This window comes from Streptococcus mitis, assembly GCF_003942765.1.
In the GTDB taxonomy this organism is placed as follows: Bacteria; Bacillota; Bacilli; order Lactobacillales; family Streptococcaceae; genus Streptococcus; species Streptococcus mitis_BE.
Genome location: NZ_RJNW01000003.1, coordinates 157,234 through 174,124, shown reverse-complemented (window position 1 = coordinate 174,124; position 16,891 = coordinate 157,234). Strand labels below are relative to the sequence as shown.

The window sequence follows — 16,891 nt, the reverse complement described above, 5'->3', positions numbered from 1 at the left end:
CTGTCTTGTCACTAATATTTGAAATCCACTTCCTTTTAGGGTACAATGATAGAAATGAATTTTTGAGAGGATCAGAATGAAAAAACTAGCAACCCTTCTTTTACTATCCACTGTAGCCCTAGCTGGGTGTAGCAGCATCCAACGCAGTCTACGTGGTGATGACTATGTTGATTCCAGTCTTGCTGCTGAAGAAAGTTCCAAAGCAGCTGCCCAATCTGCCAAGGAGTTAAACGATGCTTTAACAAACGAGAATGCCAATTTCCCACAACTATCTAAAGAAGTTGCTGAAGACGAGGCTGAAGTGATTCTACACACAAGTCAAGGAGATATCCGCATTAAGCTCTTCCCTAAACTCGCTCCTCTAGCGGTTGAAAACTTCCTCACTCATGCCAAAGAAGACTACTATAACGGTATTACCTTCCACCGTGTCATCGATGGCTTCATGGTTCAAACTGGAGATCCAAAAGGGGACGGTACAGGTGGTCAGTCTATCTGGCATGACAAGGATAAGACTAAAGATAAGGGAACTGGTTTCAAAAACGAGATTACTCCTTATCTCTATAACATCCGTGGTGCTCTTTCTATGGCTAATACTGGTCAACCAAACACCAATGGCAGCCAATTCTTCATCAACCAAAACTCTACAGATACCTCTGCTAAACTCCCTACAAGCAAGTATCCAAAGAAAATCATCGAAGCCTATAAAGAAGGGGGAAACCCTAGTCTAGATGGCAAACACCCAGTCTTTGGTCAAGTGATTGACGGTATGGATGTTGTAGATAAGATTGCTAAAGCCGAAAAAGATGAAAAAGACAAGCCAACCACTGCTATCACAATCGACAGCATCGAAGTGGTGAAAGACTACGATTTTAAATCTTAAAAATCTAAAAAATACAGTATCCACATTCGATACTGTATTTCTTTTGTCCTCATTTTTAAGTTAGATTATTAAAATCCCAGATTTGGTCCATCCAGCCTTCATAGAAGTCTGGTTCGTGGCAGACCATAAGGATAGATCCCTTATATTCTTTGAGAGCACGTTTGAGTTCATCCTTGGCATCCACATCCAAGTGGTTGGTCGGCTCGTCCAGCACTAAAACATTGTTTTCACGATTCATCAAGAGACAGAAACGCACCTTGGCTTGTTCCCCACCTGACAGGACCTGAATTTGACTTTCAATATGCTTAGTTGTCAAACCACAACGGGCAAGGGCTGCACGGACTTCTGCTTGATTAAGTGCAGGAAAGGCATTCCAAACAGCCTCTAGTGGTGTTTGACGATTGCCACCTTCTACTTCTTGTTCAAAGTAGCCAAGTTCTAGGTAGTCACCACGCTCCACTTCCCCAGCGATTGGCGGAATAATACCCAAGAGAGACTTCAAGAGAGTTGTTTTCCCGATACCATTTGCCCCGATAATAGCAACCTTTTGATTACGTTCAAAAGTAAGATTTAGTGGCTTGGTCAGAGGGCGGTCATAACCAATCTGCAAGTCCTTGGCTTGGAAGATAAAGCGGCCTGGTGTACGAGCTGGTTTGAAATCAAAGGATGGCTTTGGTTTCTCACTTTGGAGTTCGATAATATCCATCTTATCCAATTTCTTTTGGCGAGACATGGCCATGTTTCGAGTTGCAACACGCGCTTTGTTTCGAGCCACGAAATCCTTGAGATCCGCAATCTCTTTTTGCTGGCGTTCGTAGGCAGCCTCTAGCTGAGATTTCTTCATAGCATAGACTTCTTGGAACTGGTAGTAATCACCAGAATAACGCGTCAGCTGTTGATTTTCCACATGGTAGACAATATTGATAACATCATTGAGGAATGGAATATCGTGTGAAATAAGAACAAAGGCATTCTCATAGTTTTGGAGATAGCGCTTGAGCCAGTCAATATGCTCAGCATCCAAATAGTTGGTCGGCTCGTCCAAAAGCAAGATATCGGGCTTTTCAAGGAGGAGTTTAGCCAAAAGTACCTTGGTTCTTTGCCCACCTGACAAAGAGGTTACATCCGTATCCATGCCAAAGTCCATGACACCAAGGGCACGCGCCACTTCGTCAATCTTAGCATCTAAAGTATAGAAATCACGACTCTCCAGACGGTCTTGGAGTTCGCCAACTTCTTCCATGAGAGCATCAACATCCGCTCCGTCTTCAGCCATTTCCATATAGAGGTCATTGATACGGGCTTCAGCTTTGAATAGCTCATCAAAGGCTGTACGGAGAACATCACGCACCGACTGCCCTTCAGCAAGGACTGAGTGCTGATCCAAGTAACCGGCAGTCACATATTTGGACCACTCAACCTTCCCTTCATCTGGCAGCATTTTACCAGTCACAATGCTCATAAAGGTTGATTTCCCTTCACCATTGGCACCGACCAGACCGATATGTTCTCCCTTGAGGAGACGGAAGGACACATCTTCAAAAATTGCACGGTCACCAAAACCGTGACTCAGATTTTTAACTTCTAAAATACTCATTTTAATTCCTTATCTTGTTTTTATGTAATTGTTTATAGAGAAGCCAAGCCAGATAGCCACCCAAGGTATTGGTCCACAAATCATCAATCTCAAAGACACGATTAAAATCAAAGAAAAAGTCCAAGACTAACTGCGTACACTCGATTCCAAGACTCACTAGAAAACTAAAAAACAGCACTTTTCTTGTTTTACGCAAGTTTGGAAGGAGATAAAGGAGTTGGAACACCAAAGGAAAAAGCAAGAAGACATTGAGGATATTTTGTAGAAAAAGCCAACATAATTGTCCCACATCACTCACTTGGCCCAGTTTCCAGAGAGAATTGAAAGGAGTCAAAAGAAAAACCAGGCGTCCAAGATGCTGAATACCTGGAGTTTCCACTCCCACGGGAGAATGTTCTTGAGGAGTAAAGCAAAAGTAAACGATACAAATACTATAGAAAATGACTCCCCAGAGCAAAACATGATTATAAGTCTTCTTCATCATTAAGGATTGACTGCTGAGACTGCTTTCTGGCGGTCACGTTTCATTGTATTGGAACGCAATTGTCCACAAGCTGCATCAATATCTGTTCCGTGCTCTTGACGAACCACACAGTTGACCCCTTTTTTCTTAAGCGTATCATAAAAGGCCAGGACGCGCTCTTTAGGACTACGGCTATATTGGTCATGCTCACTAACTGGGTTATAAGGAATCAAGTTTACATAAGACAATTTCTTGATATTCTTGAGCAATTCAGCCAATTCCAAGGCTTGTTCTACACCGTCATTGACTTCATTGAGCATGATATACTCAAAGGTCACACGACGATTAGTTGTCTCAATGTAGTACTCAATAGCAGCAAAGAGTTTTTCAATCGGAAAGGCACGGTTAATCTTCATGATGCTTGAACGCAACTCATTGTTAGGTGCGTGAAGGGAAACGGCAAGATTGACCTGAACTCCTTCATTAGCAAAATCACGAATCTTATGGGCCAAACCAGAGGTTGAAACCGTAATGTGACGAGCACCGATAGCCATTCCCTTGTCATCATTGATGGTACGAACGAAATTCAAGACATTATTATAGTTATCAAAAGGCTCACCGATACCCATGACAACGATATGGCTGACCCGTTCATCCTGACCACGCTCATCAAAATATTTCTGAACCAGCATGATTTGCGCTACGATTTCACCGTTATTAAGGTCACGTTGTTTCTTAATCAAACCAGAGGCACAGAAGGTACAACCGATATTACAGCCGACCTGAGTCGTCACACAAACTGACAAACCATAGTGCTGACGCATAAGTACTGTCTCAATCAACATACCATCTGGCAATTCAAAAAGATATTTAACTGTCCCATCAGCAGACTCTTGAACGATACGTTGTTTCAAGGGATTGACCACAAACTGGTCATTAAGCTTAGCAATCAAATCCTTTGACAGGTTAGTCATTTCTTCAAATGACTGGACACGTTTACGATAGAGCCATTCCCAAATTTGGTCTGCACGGAATTTCTTTTCTCCCTGCTCCAAAACCCATTCCTGCATGGTTTGACGTGTTAAACTATAAATTGACGGTTTCATTTCTTCTCCTTATTCTCTACTCACTTCTGACGAATGACAAAATGACGTTGTCCCTTGTCCTCTTTCTGAGAATGCTGGTCTTTCTGACGACGTCTATTTTTCTTATCTGCATTCGGTTTTCGTTTGGTTTGAGTCGGCTTCTTTCCTTTTCTAGAAGGCAGTTCTTCTTCCTTCTTACGCATTTTCTTGTCAAATGATGCTCGCTTAGGGGCTTCATTTTCTAAGACAAAATAGGCACAACCATAACTACAATACTCTAAAAGGTAGTCTTGTAAACGACTGATTTTTTCAAGTTTTTCTTCTGTTCGGTCATCCTTATAAAAACCTCGTAGGCGAAGCTGTTCGTTGCTCCAGTCTCCCACGATATAATCAAACTTTGTTAAGACTTCTGAAAAACGCTGATTAAAAGCCGTCACATCAAAGGCATCCTTGATATTTTCCACCAAGGAAAAAGCTATCCCTTCCGTTTCTACCTTGTCCCCATGTAAATGGAACTCAGGACCAGGAAACTTGTTATAGTTGTATAATTCAGGTGCAATTTCTTTTCGCATAGATATCCTTTTTTCACGATTACTTAATACTTTATTCTACCATAATTTCTAGCAGTTAGCACGTTTCTCATAAAAATGAAAAAAGTCTGACGATTTTGTCAGACTCGAATCATATAACCTAAAAAAGAGAAGAACAATTCTTCCCCCATATACCATTATTTAGCAGCTGCGTACAATTCATCTACTTTGTTCCAGTTGATCACTGAGAAGAAAGCTTTGATATAGTCAGGACGCACGTTGCGGTATTTCACGTAGTAAGCATGTTCCCAAACGTCCAAGCCCAAGATTGGTTTTTTACCTTCTGAGATTGGTGTGTCTTGATTTGCTGTTGAAGTCACTTCAAGTTTCCCTTCTTTGTTGACAACCAACCATGCCCATCCAGAACCGAAACGAGTTGTTGCGGCTGCAGTGAAGGCTGCTTGGAAGTCTTCAAATGAACCAAATGTTGCATCGATTGCTTCTGCTAGTTCTGCTGAAGGAGCTGTTTTCTCAGGAGTCATCAATTCCCAGAAAAGAGCGTGGTTCAAATGTCCACCACCGTTGTTAATAAGTGCTTGACGGATATCAGCTGGGATAGATTCTACATCAGCAAGCAAGGCTTCAAGGTCTTCACCGATTTCAGGGTGTTTTTCAAGAGCTGCATTAGCATTGTTGACATAAGTTTGATGGTGTTTGTCATGGTGCAAGTGCATTGTTTCCGCATCGATGTATGGTTCCAAAGCGTCGTATGCATATGGAAGATCTGGTAAGATAATAGCCATCTGTAATACCTCTTTTTCTTTCTATATGAAAATGATAACGCAAACATTCACTTTTTTCAAGTTTTTTGCTTATAGATGAAGAAATCACTGAAATACTTTCTAATAATACTCTTCGAAAATCTCTTCAAACCGCGTCAATGTCGCCTTGCCGTAGATATAGTTACTGACTTCGTCAGTTTCATCCGCAACCTCAAAAACATGTTTTGAGCTGACTTCGTCAGTCTTATTTACAACCTCAAAGCAGTGCTTTGAGCAACCTGCGGTTAGTTTCCTAGTTTGCTCTTTGATTTTCATTGAGTATAAAATAAGCAAATCACTAAGAAACCCACGACAAGATAATATTGACGCGGGTTGTAGTTTCAAAAAAATATCAATTTACCTGACTAGCAATCTGTAAGAGTGCCTTTTCAAAAAGGAAACTCTTTTCATAAAGACCTGTCTTAATCTGATAGTCTGTCTCAATCAAATAAGAAATAGCTTGCTTCAAAAAGCTCAAGGAAAGTCCTCGTGAATCCCTCAGCGCAAACTTGATTTGATAGGGATTAGGATTGCGTCCGAGAAAACTTCCTAGACTACTTGCAATCTGCGATTCTGTTTGCCCAGACTCCGCCAAAATTTTCACCTGAGTAAAAGTCCGAAATTGTCCTAGCATGACTGCAATCAGTTTGATTTCATCTTCACCTTGCAAGGTCAAGTCTCTAATCAAATCGCGCGCCTGGTTCATCTTTTTAGTCAGAATAAACTGAGTTAAATCAAAAATATTGTCCTGCAAGGTCTTGGGAATAGCATTGACAATATCCTCTTCCTCGATAACAGAGTCTTCCTTATAGGACTGTAAAAAGAGGAGATTTTTCTGGATTTCGCTAAATTGAAAACCCGACTTAATGAGAAGATTTTCAAAAGAATGATTGGTAAACTGCAGACCTTGTTTCCGGCTCCACTTTTGGAAATAATTACGCAATTCTTGTTCTTTGGCTTCTACTGCATCAAAGACCTTGGCATCACGCTTAAGTAATTTAACCAACCGTCTTTTACTATCCAGTTTTTCTTCTGCAAAGATTAACAACTTGGTTGTTGGTGAAGGGTTATCAAGGTATTCTTCGAACGACTTGATCTCATCATCTGTTAAAAAGCGCTTTTTAGCAGTCGTGATATCGACAAAATGATCCAATATCACGATTTTCTCATCCGCAAAGAAAGGAAGGCTGACCAACTCCAGTTCCACATCCTTGTAGACCACTTCTTTCATATCAAAGTAGGCAAAGTTGAGGTCAGCAGAATCATAGCCAATCTGTTTCAACACTTGACTCTTCATAACTTCAAACTGACCCTGGTCTGTCCCTGTAAAAAGGCTCAGGCTCGGTAAATTTGATGAAGTCAACTTCTGACTTTCTTCAATGGCTAGCATCTTCTCTCCTTTCTTCTGATTTTTTAATGAATTTAGTCAATATAGCGCAATTTCCCACGGAAATCTTCTAGGATCTCGTACCCTTTTTCCGCCATGATTGCTTTCAGTTCATTGGTAATGCGGTCAAAAGCACTGACGCCTTCTTTGTGAAGGGTGGTTCCCACCTGCACCATACTTGCTCCACAGAGGATATGTTCAAAGGCATCATGACCAGTCAACACGCCACCTGTTCCGATGATTTGGATTTGAGGATTTAAACGTTGATAAAAGGCGTGAACATTAGCTAGAGCAGTCGGTTTGATATACTCACCACCAATCCCCCCAAAACCATTTTTAGGACGAATAACGACAGACTCATCTTCTATATAAAGGCCGTTTCCGATAGAGTTGACGCAGTTGACAAACTTAAGAGGATACTTATTGAAAATAACTGCCGCTTGGTCAAAGTGAACAATATCAAAATATGGTGGCAATTTAATTCCAAGAGGTTTGGTGAAGTAGGCAAATACCTCTGCCAAAATCCGGTCTGTTGTCTCAAAATCATAGGCAATCTGAGGTTTACCTGGAACATTTGGACAGGAGAGGTTTAGCTCAGTCAGACCACGAAACTCACTCTCTTGGACTTTTTTCAATATAGTATGGGTTTCCTCTGGAGACATACCAACTAGAGATAAGAAGAAAGTTCGGTTTGGCTCTTTTTCTTGCAAATCCAAAAGATAATCCAAATAATAGTCTAAGCCATTATTTGGCAAGCCCATAGAGTTGATAGAACCAAGTGGAACATCTTGATAGCGTGGCTCAGGATTCCCCTGACGAAAGTCCAAGGTTGCTGTCTTAGTCACAAAAGTTCCTGCCGCTGAATTTTTAACGCCCTCTAACTCTGCTATCGTCATACAAGCCACACCTGCTGCATTCATCAAACAATTGTCAAACTCAAAACCAGCAATTTGCGTTTTCGTTGATACCATGATTCTGATCCTCCAGATTCCTTTTATTGCTAATATTATACCATATTTTCAGATTTTCTCTTTAATAAAATCATTTATAAGAAAAACGTTCGTTTTTTATCTATTTTCAAAAAGCCTCAAAACTAAATGTCAAAACTAAATTGATAGAATTTTTAGAAAATTTCTGTTTTTTTCTTTACAGTAAAAAAAAAATCTGCTATAATGACTCACATAATTAAATTAGAATTTAAGGAGAACGATATGACATCTGCTAAAGAATATATCCAAAGCGTGTTTGAAACTGTGAAAGCTCGTAACGGGCACGAGGCTGAATTCCTCCAAGCTGTTGAAGAATTTTTCAACACTTTAGAACCTGTATTTGAAAAACACCCTGAGTATATCGAAGAAAATATCTTGGCACGTATTACTGAACCAGAGCGCGTGATTTCTTTCCGTGTTCCTTGGGTTGACCGTGATGGAAAAGTTCAAGTAAACCGCGGCTACCGTGTTCAATTCAACTCAGCTGTTGGACCATACAAAGGCGGACTTCGTTTCCACCCAACTGTAAACCAAGGGATTTTGAAATTCCTCGGATTTGAACAAATCTTTAAAAACGTCTTGACTGGACTTCCTATCGGTGGAGGTAAAGGTGGATCAGACTTCGATCCTAAAGGTAAAACAGATGCTGAAGTGATGCGCTTCTGCCAAAGCTTCATGACTGAATTGCAAAAATACATCGGCCCATCACTTGACGTACCTGCTGGTGATATCGGTGTTGGTGGACGTGAGATTGGTTACCTTTACGGACAGTACAAACGCCTTAATCAATTTGATGCTGGTGTCTTGACTGGTAAGCCTCTTGGATTTGGTGGTAGCTTGATTCGTCCAGAAGCAACTGGTTATGGTTTGGTTTACTACACTGAAGAAATGCTTAAAGCTAACGGTAATAGCTTTGCTGGTAAGAAAGTGGTTATTTCAGGTTCTGGTAACGTAGCCCAATACGCTCTTCAAAAAGCAACTGAACTTGGTGCAACTGTTATCTCTGTATCTGATTCAAATGGTTATGTCATCGATGAAAATGGTATCGACTTCGATCTTTTGGTTGACGTTAAAGAAAAACGACGCGCTCGTTTGACTGAGTATGCTGCTGAAAAAGCATCTGCTACTTATCATGAAGGTTCTGTATGGACTTACACTGGAAACTATGATATCGCTCTTCCATGTGCGACTCAAAACGAAATCAACGGTGAAGCAGCTAAACGTTTGGTTGCTCAAGGCGTGATCTGTGTATCTGAAGGTGCCAACATGCCAAGCGACCTTGATGCCATCAAAGTCTACAAAGAAAATGGTATCTTCTACGGACCTGCAAAAGCTGCCAACGCTGGTGGTGTAGCCGTTTCAGCTCTTGAAATGAGCCAAAATAGCCTTCGCCTCTCATGGACTCGTGAAGAAGTTGATGGACGTCTCAAAGACATCATGACAAACATCTTCAATACAGCTAAAACAACTGCTGAAACATACGGGCTTGGTACTGACTACCTTGCAGGAGCAAATATCGCTGCCTTCGAAAACGTAGCAAACGCTATGATTGCACAAGGTATTGTTTAATTAGTCGATACATCCTTTCGGAGGACAAATGATGAACTTACGGCCAATGGAAGTAAGAGACAATCCAGCTGTAGCGCAGCTCATTCGAGCTAGCCTAGAAGAATTCGGGCTTGACAAACCAGGAACTGTCTACTTTGATTCTCATCTAGATCACTTGGCCGACTACTATCAACAGCAGGAGAGAGCAGCTTACTTTGTCCTGGAAGATGAAGGCCAGCTGGTTGGCTGTGGTGGCTTTGCACCTGTGTCTGATAAGATTGCTGAATTACAAAAACTGTATGTCACTAAAAACAGTCGTGGCAAAGGTTATTCCAACAGATTGATAAAGCGAATATTCCGTGAAACCCGCCTAGCTGGTTATGAACAGCTTTATCTAGAAACCTCTACTGAATTGACTACGGCTGTGGCCATCTATCAACACTATGGTTTTACAGCACTACAACAACCACTTTCTAACGCCGCCGGCCACCCAGCTATGAATATCTGGATGATAAAATCTCTCTTATCAGATGAATAGATATCCATATACTCTGGTCGAGTCGAGGACATCAGTATCAAGATTCTCAAGACAGCTAAAACAACTACTGAATCATACGGCCTTGCTACTGACTACCTTGAAGGAGAAAATATCGTTGACTTCTAAAATTTAGCAAGTGCTGTGATTGCACAAGGCGTGGTATAAAAACAAATTACGGAAACTGACTACCCAGACGGGCAGCCAGTTTTTTCAATTCTTAAAATTCAAGATTCTAATAGCCTTTATACAAAAAGATAGAATTCTAACTTTTTCTTCATTTAGGCTAATGTTTTTAATATATTTTTTGTCTATTTTTGAAAAGACAATAAAACTACTTTACTATAGATTATCATTTCCCACAATTCATAACTCAAACCTAATATTTTGTTATAAATGTTATAAAACAATAGATTTTATTTATTATATCTGGCACCTTAAAAGTAATAAATATAAATAATAATTTAAAACTCCTTTTCCAATTCTCTTTCAATAGCTTTCCGCTTACAATCTATTAGTTTTTCCAAGTACAGTAGCAAGTTAATGTAGTCTATATCAGTTTCAAATATCTCTTAAATTCTTTCTAGGAGTTCTTTTTCTAATTCCAACACCGTAACGTGACTACCAGTATAAAAATGTGAATAGGGACTAAAATGTATTTCTTGGAATGACTTCTTGCCAAATCCTTTAGCTCTGAGAAGATTAAATAGTATTAGTTTTTGATTGTTGTTTTCTAAAAATTCTACACCTAGATTGACCAATCTAATTGCAGATTGCTCATTATTTGTTTCCTCCAGTATTTCTAATATGATTTGATTGTCATTTTTTATAATTTCATCAAGCATTTATTTCTTTAAATAATTCATAAATTATTATTCTTAGATTTTATATTGTAATTTCATACTTTTTTAATATCACGATTACATTTTTTTAGATGAAATTATCTCGTTCTTTAAATTTACTTTTGAATTAAAGTTAGATTAAATATACTAGCTCCATACAATCTTACTTAACTCAGAGCGCGTAAGTTCTCCACGTTGGAATTTTTCCCATGACTCCTCATAATTTATGTTTTTCATAGTTGCTTCTATTTTGAATTTTTTGTTATGTATATAATTTGATACCAGTGATTTATTAATTTTATCAAGTATATATTGAAGCAGTTTTTTCTGGAATAGTTTTCTCTGAATTTCATTATACAGTATATAACTATCTGACAGGTCATCTAAAGAAAAGTTAAGACCTAAACCTCTCAGTTTTCTAAGCAATAATTTAGTGTTTTTATCTCTATGAACGCTAAAATTATATGTTGGTACTTTTGTTATTAATTCTAGTGATTTAGATGTTGTATTATATTTTTCAGCCTGTTTTGCAAGCTTTGTAAAATGATTCTTTTTAAAACCTATTTCTCTTAAGTTAAAAGTGATTAACGTACCTTCGTTGATATCAAACTCAGAAATATCATTCCTTCCTATCTTATAAAAAAATTTATTTTTCTTCAATATTTCCTTAACTTCACTAATATATATAGAACTAATGATTTTAGACGTGTTGCCTTGTTTATCGATTTGCTCTTCATATTCTGGTTTTATAAAAATGTATGCCTTACCATAAATAGCCATGCTGTACAGAACTCTATCTATAATTTTTCCAAAATCGTAGGAAAAACAATATGTGGAAGCATGATTGAATAATTTAACAATTTCAGAGTCGTTCGGTGTAATTTTATAAAAATCTTCTCCATTATGCCTTCCTTCATTTAAAGAAAACTCGTATCCATAAAATAATTCTCTACAAATTTTTTGTAAATATAAACCATCTTCAGGATATTTATATAACTTTTCAATCATTTTACTTATTCTTGTATCCTTAATCATTTAACTTTTTCTCCCACGAAAAACTAGAATGAAACCTCTTTTCCTCAGGGACTAGAGGATTAACGCAGATAACCCAAAATAATTCTGAAGGATTTGTTCTGAATCCATCATCCAAAATACTAGGGCAAAATACTTTTATTAATTTGCTATCGGTTTTAATCTTCGTTTCAAACATTGTGTTTTCAGTTTCCATGTTAGCAGTATTCTTTATTGCATTTACAACATAGTCATTCCACTTATCTTCTATGAGATCTCTTGAGTTCATAAAGCACATTAACCTTAGCTGATTTCTTAAATTCACATATTCCGTATACTGAATTGCAAGCTCTTTTGAATTTTCTTCATTATTATTTTGAAAAATTATTTCGGAAGTTTCTTTAACAATTTCACTCCATTCTTTATCATTAAAAAATTCACCCCATATTATTCCAAGACCACCAAGCTGTGCCCATTCAACAATCGGACAAGTAATCATATAATAAACATATTCTTTCCTATACGAATTTTTATTTTTACTAAAATATAATCTAATATATTCTTGATATAAAGGCATTATCTGAGTAATAATTTCAAAATTCTTTTTAAATTGTTTTTTATCTGAATTTACAATAGCTTCAATAGTATCTCTTGAGATTTGATTAAAGCATTCTCCTAAAAAGTCAGGAAATTCTCCTTCTCTATCCCAATTTTTTACAGTAAAAATACTTGAACATTTTCTATACATTTCTGGAATGTCTTGTTTGATTTCTCTAAATTTTTCTTTTAATTCATCCAATCTACTCTCTTCCCATGAATCTTCAGAATCAATATGACAACTAAATAGTTTAATCTCCAATTGTTTTGCAAATTCTAAAAAAATTGTCAACTCAGATTCGTACTTATAAAATTTAGAGATTAAAATACAAGCTTCATAATACATTTTTTTCTCAAAAATAATATTACTTAAGAAATATATATGTTCAATTCCTTCTTTTACTACATCATATAATAAATTTACATAATCAAATTCTTCTTTAGCTACATATTGCTTGATCAACCAAACAGGAGTAATACGTTGCTTCTCGACATTAATCTCTAACAATATTTTTTTAAAAATATCTATATCTCTTCTACCTCGAATAGTCTCTATAGAATTAAATGACTTTCCAGTATCAATTCCATCTATAATGGATTTACTTATTTTATCAATGTCTAGTGTCTTAATATAATCTCTTGATTCTAAAATAATATTTAAATATAGAACAGAAATATATTCAACAACTGCAATAAAGGAAATATTTTCTTCCTTATTTTGAATTTCAATAGACTTTTGAATAATGTTATTTATCCAGTCTAAATGTTCTAGGTAATAGCTCGCTTCTTTGTATTTAATTGCAGATTGACAAATTTTATCTAATACAACTAAATAACTGTATACAGTTTCAAAATCTTTTTCTTTTATCAAGTAGTTTACACATGTCTTGTTTATAGCCATCAATTCATTTTCAAACCAATAAATATCTGCTTCTTCTTTTGTACTTAACGGCGTTCCCGTATCTAATGCTACTAATACTTCTATATTATCTGCTAAATGCCATTGTTGATATTTAGATTTTTTTCTAAACCAGAGTGAATCCTTTGGTAAACCCTGTTTAATTGACCAATATTTATTTATTAGTCCTAAATTCTTACACATAAAATTAAATACAGAAGAATTATCGGCTATGTCTGGATTACAACCATATTTTTGAATTATTTTTAGTAACTCAATTCTATTTGAAGTAACTTTTCTAAAATAAACCTGATAGCTATTATCACTAACGTATATTTTATGTTTAAGATTTTTTGAAATTACTCTTTCTAAATATAAATGTGCATCATCTGATAATCTAAAAACATCAGATAACTGATAAATTCTATTCCCTGTAATTCCAAAGTATATAACTACAAGTATAGACCATATTATCAATACTGAAACAGTTGCCCAACTAACTTTATAATTCAATAATAATTCAACTAGTATAATTGTTCCATAAATAATAAAACTACTAATTACATCTAAACTCCTAACAGTCAAATGATCATATTGAAAAGCGATTGCAATTTTTTCAGGTGCATTAGCATATCTTGTGGAATATACACTTGAAATATTAGAGCAATACAAACCTAAAATCACACCAGCAACACCTAGTTCCCCCAAAATAACATCTCCTAATAGATTACTTTCTATTATCGTTGTTACACTAAAATTTAGAAGAATTCTATCAACTATCCCTAAAAGCAAAGCTAAAACAAATCCTTTTATTGCACCAGAGATAAATCTTGCAAAAAGAATATTTCTAAAAGATTTATACTCTTTGGATAATTGCCACTTACTATTTATTTTTAAACGTATTTTTTTAATATAAAAAATAAAATTTAATATTTTATCTCTAATACTCCAGTATATTGCTGATCTCATTTCTTTTACCCGTGTTTTCTAAAAAAAATACATTAGACATACAAACAATACTAAAATTTAATAACTAATATATTCATTATATCAAAAAAATAAAGAAAACCCCACCAAACATTTATTTGGTGGGGTTTAGGTGGGGAATGAAATCATTTTCCACCATATTTTCGCTATTTGACATTACGCAAAACCTTGCTAAGCTGGAAATTCGCAATGTAATTGCCTACTCTTATTATTTAAGAGTAACTGAAGCTCCAGCTTCTTCCAATTTAGCTTTGATTTCTTCAGCTTCTGCTGCTGCAACGCCTTCTTTAACAAGAGCTGGTGCACCATCAACAAGTTCTTTAGCTTCTTTAAGTCCAAGACCAGTAATTTCACGTACAACTTTGATAACGCCGACTTTCTTGTCGCCTGCAGCTGTCAATTCAACGTCAAATGAATCTTTAGCAGCTTCTTCAGCACCACCAGCAGCAGCTACAGCTACAGGAGCAGCTGCAGTTACACCAAATTCTTCTTCGATAGCTTTTACAAGGTCGTTCAATTCAAGGATTGAAGCTTCTTTAATTTCAGCAATAATGTTTTCAATGTTCAATGCCATTGTTATTTCCTCCAAATAAGTTTTAAATTTTATAATAGTTTTTTTCGTAGCTAGGCTACGCTGCGTAGCTTAAGATTAAGCTGCGTCTTCTTTGTTGTCTGCAACCGCTTTGACTGCAAGAGCAACGTTGCGCACTGGCGCTTGAAGTACAGAAAGGAGCATAGAAAGAAGTCCTTCGCGGTTTGGAAGAGTTGCAAGAGCAACGATTTCTTCTTTAGATGCGACAGCGCCTTCGATTGCACCACCTTTGATTTCAAGTGCTTCAGCGTTTTTAGCAAAATCGTTCAAGATTTTCGCTGGTGCGATAACATCTTCGTTAGAAAATGCTACTGCAGATGGTCCAACAAATACTGATGCAAGATCTTCAAGACCAGCTTTTTCAGCTGCACGACGCAAGATTGAGTTTTTAATGACTTTATACTCAACTTCGCTTCCACGAAGCTCACGACGAAGAACTGTATCTTGCTCAACTGTCAAACCACGAGCGTCTACAACGACGATAGATGCAGCAGCTTTCATTTTTTCAGCTACTACGTCAACTAGTTCCGCTTTTTTAGCAATAATTGCTTCACTCATTAGTGTGTTCACCTCCGTAATTATTTTGCTTGGGGAATTTTTCCAAAAGAAAAACGCGCCCAAACCTAGACACGAAAGTACAATACGCTTCTTTTTACATGATACGTTTTGTCCTCGGTAGGATACTTATGAGTCGGGCTCCCCTACTGTCTTAGGCAGTTTTTTCAAACCGTATATAAGTATATCATAGACAAAAAAAGAATGCAAGATTTTTGCAGACTTTTTTTTGATTTTTTTATAGAAATTCTGTTTCAAGCTCTACTGTCAAAACTTGTCCTTGCTTGACAACCTGTTCTCCAGCAATATAGACATCATCAACATCACTGGATTTGACTGCATAGACTAGATGCGAGAGCATATTTTCCTGAGGTTGGAGATGGATTTTCCCTTGTGGTTGAATGACCAGAAAATCCGCTTGCTTGCCAACTTCAAGACTTCCAATCAAGTTTTCCATTCCAAGAACCTTAGCACCTTCTATCGTTAGAGCTTTGAGGGCTGTTTCAATTGGAAACTGGCTGGCATCTCCACTCTTCATTTTCTGTAAGAGAGCTGCGGTACGACCTTCCTCAAACATATCAAGATTATTATTGGAAGCAACCGAATCTGTCGCAATACCTACTGCCACTCCAGCTTTTTGAAGTTGGATGATTGGAGCAATCCCTGAGGCCAGTTTGAGGTTACTGATAGGATTATGGGCGATTCCCACATGAGAAGTTACCAAGCGGTCAATTTCTCGCTCGTTTAACTCGACCCCGTGAGCAAAGACGGACGGATGGTCTAAGTAACCCAGTTCGTCTAGAAAGGCGACGGGGCGTTTGCCGTATCGTTTCAGAATAATTCCTGACTCCTCCTTGGTCTCCGCCACATGGATATGGAGAGGAATCTTTAGCTCTTTTGCCATTTCTAAACTCGCTTCCAGCAAGTCTCTGCTACAGCTGTATGGAGAGTGAGGGGCTACCATGACCTTGAAATTTGGATTTTCATATCCTAAGATTTCCTCAATGATGGCACGTGTTCTGCTTATGGTCTCAGCAGTTGTTTCTGTCTCTGAAGAAAAGAGGGTCGGTGAGAAATAACAACGCATCTTAGATGCCTTGACTGCCTGATAAATTCTCTCAATATCCACACCATTGGGATTATACATATCGTTGAAGGTTGTTGTTCCTGACTGGAGCATCTCTGTCAGAGCCTCTTTGACCGCCTTGGTAGTCATGTCGGGAGTAAATTCTGCTTCTGCTGGCCAGATATAGTCATTGAGCCATTCATGGAGATTGCTGTCATCCCGGATTCCTCGCAAGCCTGTCATAGCAGAATGGGTATGGCAATTGACCAATCCAGGCATGATCCAAGCCCCTTGATAGTCTATAATCTGCTCAGCTTGATCTAAAATCTCTTGCTTCTCTTGACCGACATAGATGATTTGAGAATCCTTAACAGCCAAGATACCATCCAGATAGACATGGAAATCTTGGTCACAAGTCACGATATTTACATGCTGATAGACTTTCATTGTTTTCTCCTTCCAAGGCCTTGATTTTTTCTAGCTATTGTAACAAAAAAGTCACCCGAAG

The 16,891-nt window shown here is 37.5% G+C and carries 15 protein-coding genes, 1 pseudogene and 1 other annotated feature; of the genes and pseudogenes, 3 read left to right on the top strand and 13 right to left on the bottom strand.

Annotated features, from left to right (window positions below):
* The first annotated feature begins 76 nt into the window (after positions 1 to 76).
* Entirely contained in the window at positions 77 to 880 is an 804-nt protein-coding gene (locus tag D8849_RS06110) for a peptidylprolyl isomerase (RefSeq protein WP_125386517.1), read from the top strand.
* Between the two features lie 55 nt (positions 881 to 935).
* Here D8849_RS06110 and D8849_RS06105 read toward each other — a convergent pair whose 3' ends face one another.
* The 7 genes from D8849_RS06105 to D8849_RS06070 all read right to left on the bottom strand — a co-directional run bounded on the left by D8849_RS06105 (position 936) and on the right by D8849_RS06070 (position 7,734).
* Positions 936 to 2,477, bottom strand: coding sequence for an ABC-F family ATP-binding cassette domain-containing protein (locus tag D8849_RS06105; RefSeq protein WP_000025378.1), 1,542 nt, complete (start codon positions 2,475 to 2,477; stop codon positions 936 to 938).
* Between the two features lies 1 nt (position 2,478).
* Complete coding sequence (locus D8849_RS06100; protein WP_125386516.1) at positions 2,479 to 2,961, bottom strand: VanZ family protein; 483 nt, start codon at positions 2,959 to 2,961, stop codon at positions 2,479 to 2,481.
* On the bottom strand, positions 2,961 to 4,046 hold the full coding sequence (rlmN, locus tag D8849_RS06095) for a dual-specificity RNA methyltransferase RlmN (RefSeq protein ID WP_004259657.1): 1,086 nt from the start codon (positions 4,044 to 4,046) through the stop codon (positions 2,961 to 2,963). The genes D8849_RS06100 and rlmN overlap by 1 nt, the downstream gene beginning before the upstream one ends.
* Positions 4,047 to 4,066: 20 nt before the next feature.
* Positions 4,067 to 4,597, bottom strand: a complete 531-nt coding sequence (locus D8849_RS06090) for a YutD family protein (RefSeq protein WP_020903213.1) — start codon at positions 4,595 to 4,597, stop codon at positions 4,067 to 4,069.
* A 155-nt stretch (positions 4,598 to 4,752) separates the two neighbouring features.
* Complete coding sequence (gene sodA, locus D8849_RS06085; RefSeq protein ID WP_125386515.1) at positions 4,753 to 5,358, bottom strand: superoxide dismutase SodA; 606 nt, start codon at positions 5,356 to 5,358, stop codon at positions 4,753 to 4,755.
* Positions 5,359 to 5,728: 370 nt separating this feature from the next.
* On the bottom strand, positions 5,729 to 6,766 hold the full coding sequence (gene holA, locus D8849_RS06075; RefSeq protein WP_125386513.1) for a DNA polymerase III subunit delta: 1,038 nt from the start codon (positions 6,764 to 6,766) through the stop codon (positions 5,729 to 5,731).
* 32 nt (positions 6,767 to 6,798) lie between these two features.
* The gene (locus tag D8849_RS06070) at positions 6,799 to 7,734 is read right to left on the bottom strand and encodes a dihydroorotate oxidase (RefSeq protein WP_125386512.1); all 936 of its coding nucleotides are present in this window, start codon (positions 7,732 to 7,734) and stop codon (positions 6,799 to 6,801) included.
* Positions 7,735 to 7,974: 240 nt separating this feature from the next.
* Between D8849_RS06070 and gdhA the strand changes: the two genes are divergently transcribed.
* Positions 7,975 to 9,321, top strand: coding sequence for an NADP-specific glutamate dehydrogenase (gene gdhA, locus D8849_RS06065; RefSeq protein WP_125386511.1), 1,347 nt, complete (start codon positions 7,975 to 7,977; stop codon positions 9,319 to 9,321).
* A 31-nt stretch (positions 9,322 to 9,352) separates the two neighbouring features.
* The gene (locus D8849_RS06060) at positions 9,353 to 9,838 is read left to right on the top strand and encodes a GNAT family N-acetyltransferase (RefSeq protein WP_125386568.1); all 486 of its coding nucleotides are present in this window, start codon (positions 9,353 to 9,355) and stop codon (positions 9,836 to 9,838) included.
* Positions 9,839 to 10,299: 461 nt separating this feature from the next.
* On the opposite strand, the pseudogene D8849_RS06050 reads toward D8849_RS06060, so the two are convergent.
* The 6 genes and pseudogenes from D8849_RS06050 to D8849_RS06020 all read right to left on the bottom strand — a co-directional run.
* Positions 10,300 to 10,680 (bottom strand): annotated as a pseudogene (locus tag D8849_RS06050) (ATP-binding protein); the annotation flags it as partial.
* Positions 10,681 to 10,824: 144 nt separating this feature from the next.
* Complete coding sequence (locus D8849_RS06045; protein ID WP_125386510.1) at positions 10,825 to 11,712, bottom strand: hypothetical protein; 888 nt, start codon at positions 11,710 to 11,712, stop codon at positions 10,825 to 10,827.
* A complete protein-coding gene (locus D8849_RS06040) occupies positions 11,705 to 14,152 on the bottom strand; it encodes a type II restriction endonuclease subunit M (protein ID WP_125386509.1) in 2,448 nt (815 codons plus the stop codon). The genes D8849_RS06045 and D8849_RS06040 overlap by 8 nt, the downstream gene beginning before the upstream one ends.
* 226 nt (positions 14,153 to 14,378) lie before the next feature.
* Positions 14,379 to 14,744, bottom strand: coding sequence for a 50S ribosomal protein L7/L12 (rplL, locus tag D8849_RS06035; RefSeq protein ID WP_001196967.1), 366 nt, complete (start codon positions 14,742 to 14,744; stop codon positions 14,379 to 14,381).
* 75 nt (positions 14,745 to 14,819) lie between these two features.
* A complete protein-coding gene (gene rplJ / locus D8849_RS06030; RefSeq protein WP_001287274.1) occupies positions 14,820 to 15,320 on the bottom strand; it encodes a 50S ribosomal protein L10 in 501 nt (166 codons plus the stop codon).
* A 38-nt stretch (positions 15,321 to 15,358) separates the two neighbouring features.
* Positions 15,359 to 15,494 (bottom strand) — a sequence feature (ribosomal protein L10 leader region).
* 61 nt (positions 15,495 to 15,555) lie between these two features.
* Positions 15,556 to 16,830 carry a TRZ/ATZ family protein gene (locus D8849_RS06020; protein ID WP_125386508.1) on the bottom strand — a complete coding sequence of 425 codons (1,275 nt, stop codon included), beginning with the start codon at positions 16,828 to 16,830 and terminating at the stop codon, positions 15,556 to 15,558.
* Between the last annotated feature and the right edge of the window lie 61 nt (positions 16,831 to 16,891).

Bases quoted from the DNA above. Each gene is read 5' to 3' on its own strand.
- D8849_RS06110 (WP_125386517.1), top strand. From the start codon at position 77: ATGAAAAAACTAGCAACCCTTCTTTTACTATCCACTGTAGCCCTAGCT.
- D8849_RS06105 (WP_000025378.1), bottom strand. From the start codon at position 2,477: ATGAGTATTTTAGAAGTTAAAAATCTGAGTCACGGTTTTGGTGACCGT.
- D8849_RS06100 (WP_125386516.1), bottom strand. From the start codon at position 2,961: ATGATGAAGAAGACTTATAATCATGTTTTGCTCTGGGGAGTCATTTTC.
- rlmN (WP_004259657.1), bottom strand. From the start codon at position 4,046: ATGAAACCGTCAATTTATAGTTTAACACGTCAAACCATGCAGGAATGG.
- D8849_RS06090 (WP_020903213.1), bottom strand. From the start codon at position 4,597: ATGCGAAAAGAAATTGCACCTGAATTATACAACTATAACAAGTTTCCT.
- sodA (WP_125386515.1), bottom strand. From the start codon at position 5,358: ATGGCTATTATCTTACCAGATCTTCCATATGCATACGACGCTTTGGAA.
- holA (WP_125386513.1), bottom strand. From the start codon at position 6,766: ATGCTAGCCATTGAAGAAAGTCAGAAGTTGACTTCATCAAATTTACCG.
- D8849_RS06070 (WP_125386512.1), bottom strand. From the start codon at position 7,734: ATGGTATCAACGAAAACGCAAATTGCTGGTTTTGAGTTTGACAATTGT.
- gdhA (WP_125386511.1), top strand. From the start codon at position 7,975: ATGACATCTGCTAAAGAATATATCCAAAGCGTGTTTGAAACTGTGAAA.
- D8849_RS06060 (WP_125386568.1), top strand. From the start codon at position 9,353: ATGAACTTACGGCCAATGGAAGTAAGAGACAATCCAGCTGTAGCGCAG.
- D8849_RS06045 (WP_125386510.1), bottom strand. From the start codon at position 11,712: ATGATTAAGGATACAAGAATAAGTAAAATGATTGAAAAGTTATATAAA.
- D8849_RS06040 (WP_125386509.1), bottom strand. From the start codon at position 14,152: ATGAGATCAGCAATATACTGGAGTATTAGAGATAAAATATTAAATTTT.
- rplL (WP_001196967.1), bottom strand. From the start codon at position 14,744: ATGGCATTGAACATTGAAAACATTATTGCTGAAATTAAAGAAGCTTCA.
- rplJ (WP_001287274.1), bottom strand. From the start codon at position 15,320: ATGAGTGAAGCAATTATTGCTAAAAAAGCGGAACTAGTTGACGTAGTA.
- D8849_RS06020 (WP_125386508.1), bottom strand. From the start codon at position 16,830: ATGAAAGTCTATCAGCATGTAAATATCGTGACTTGTGACCAAGATTTC.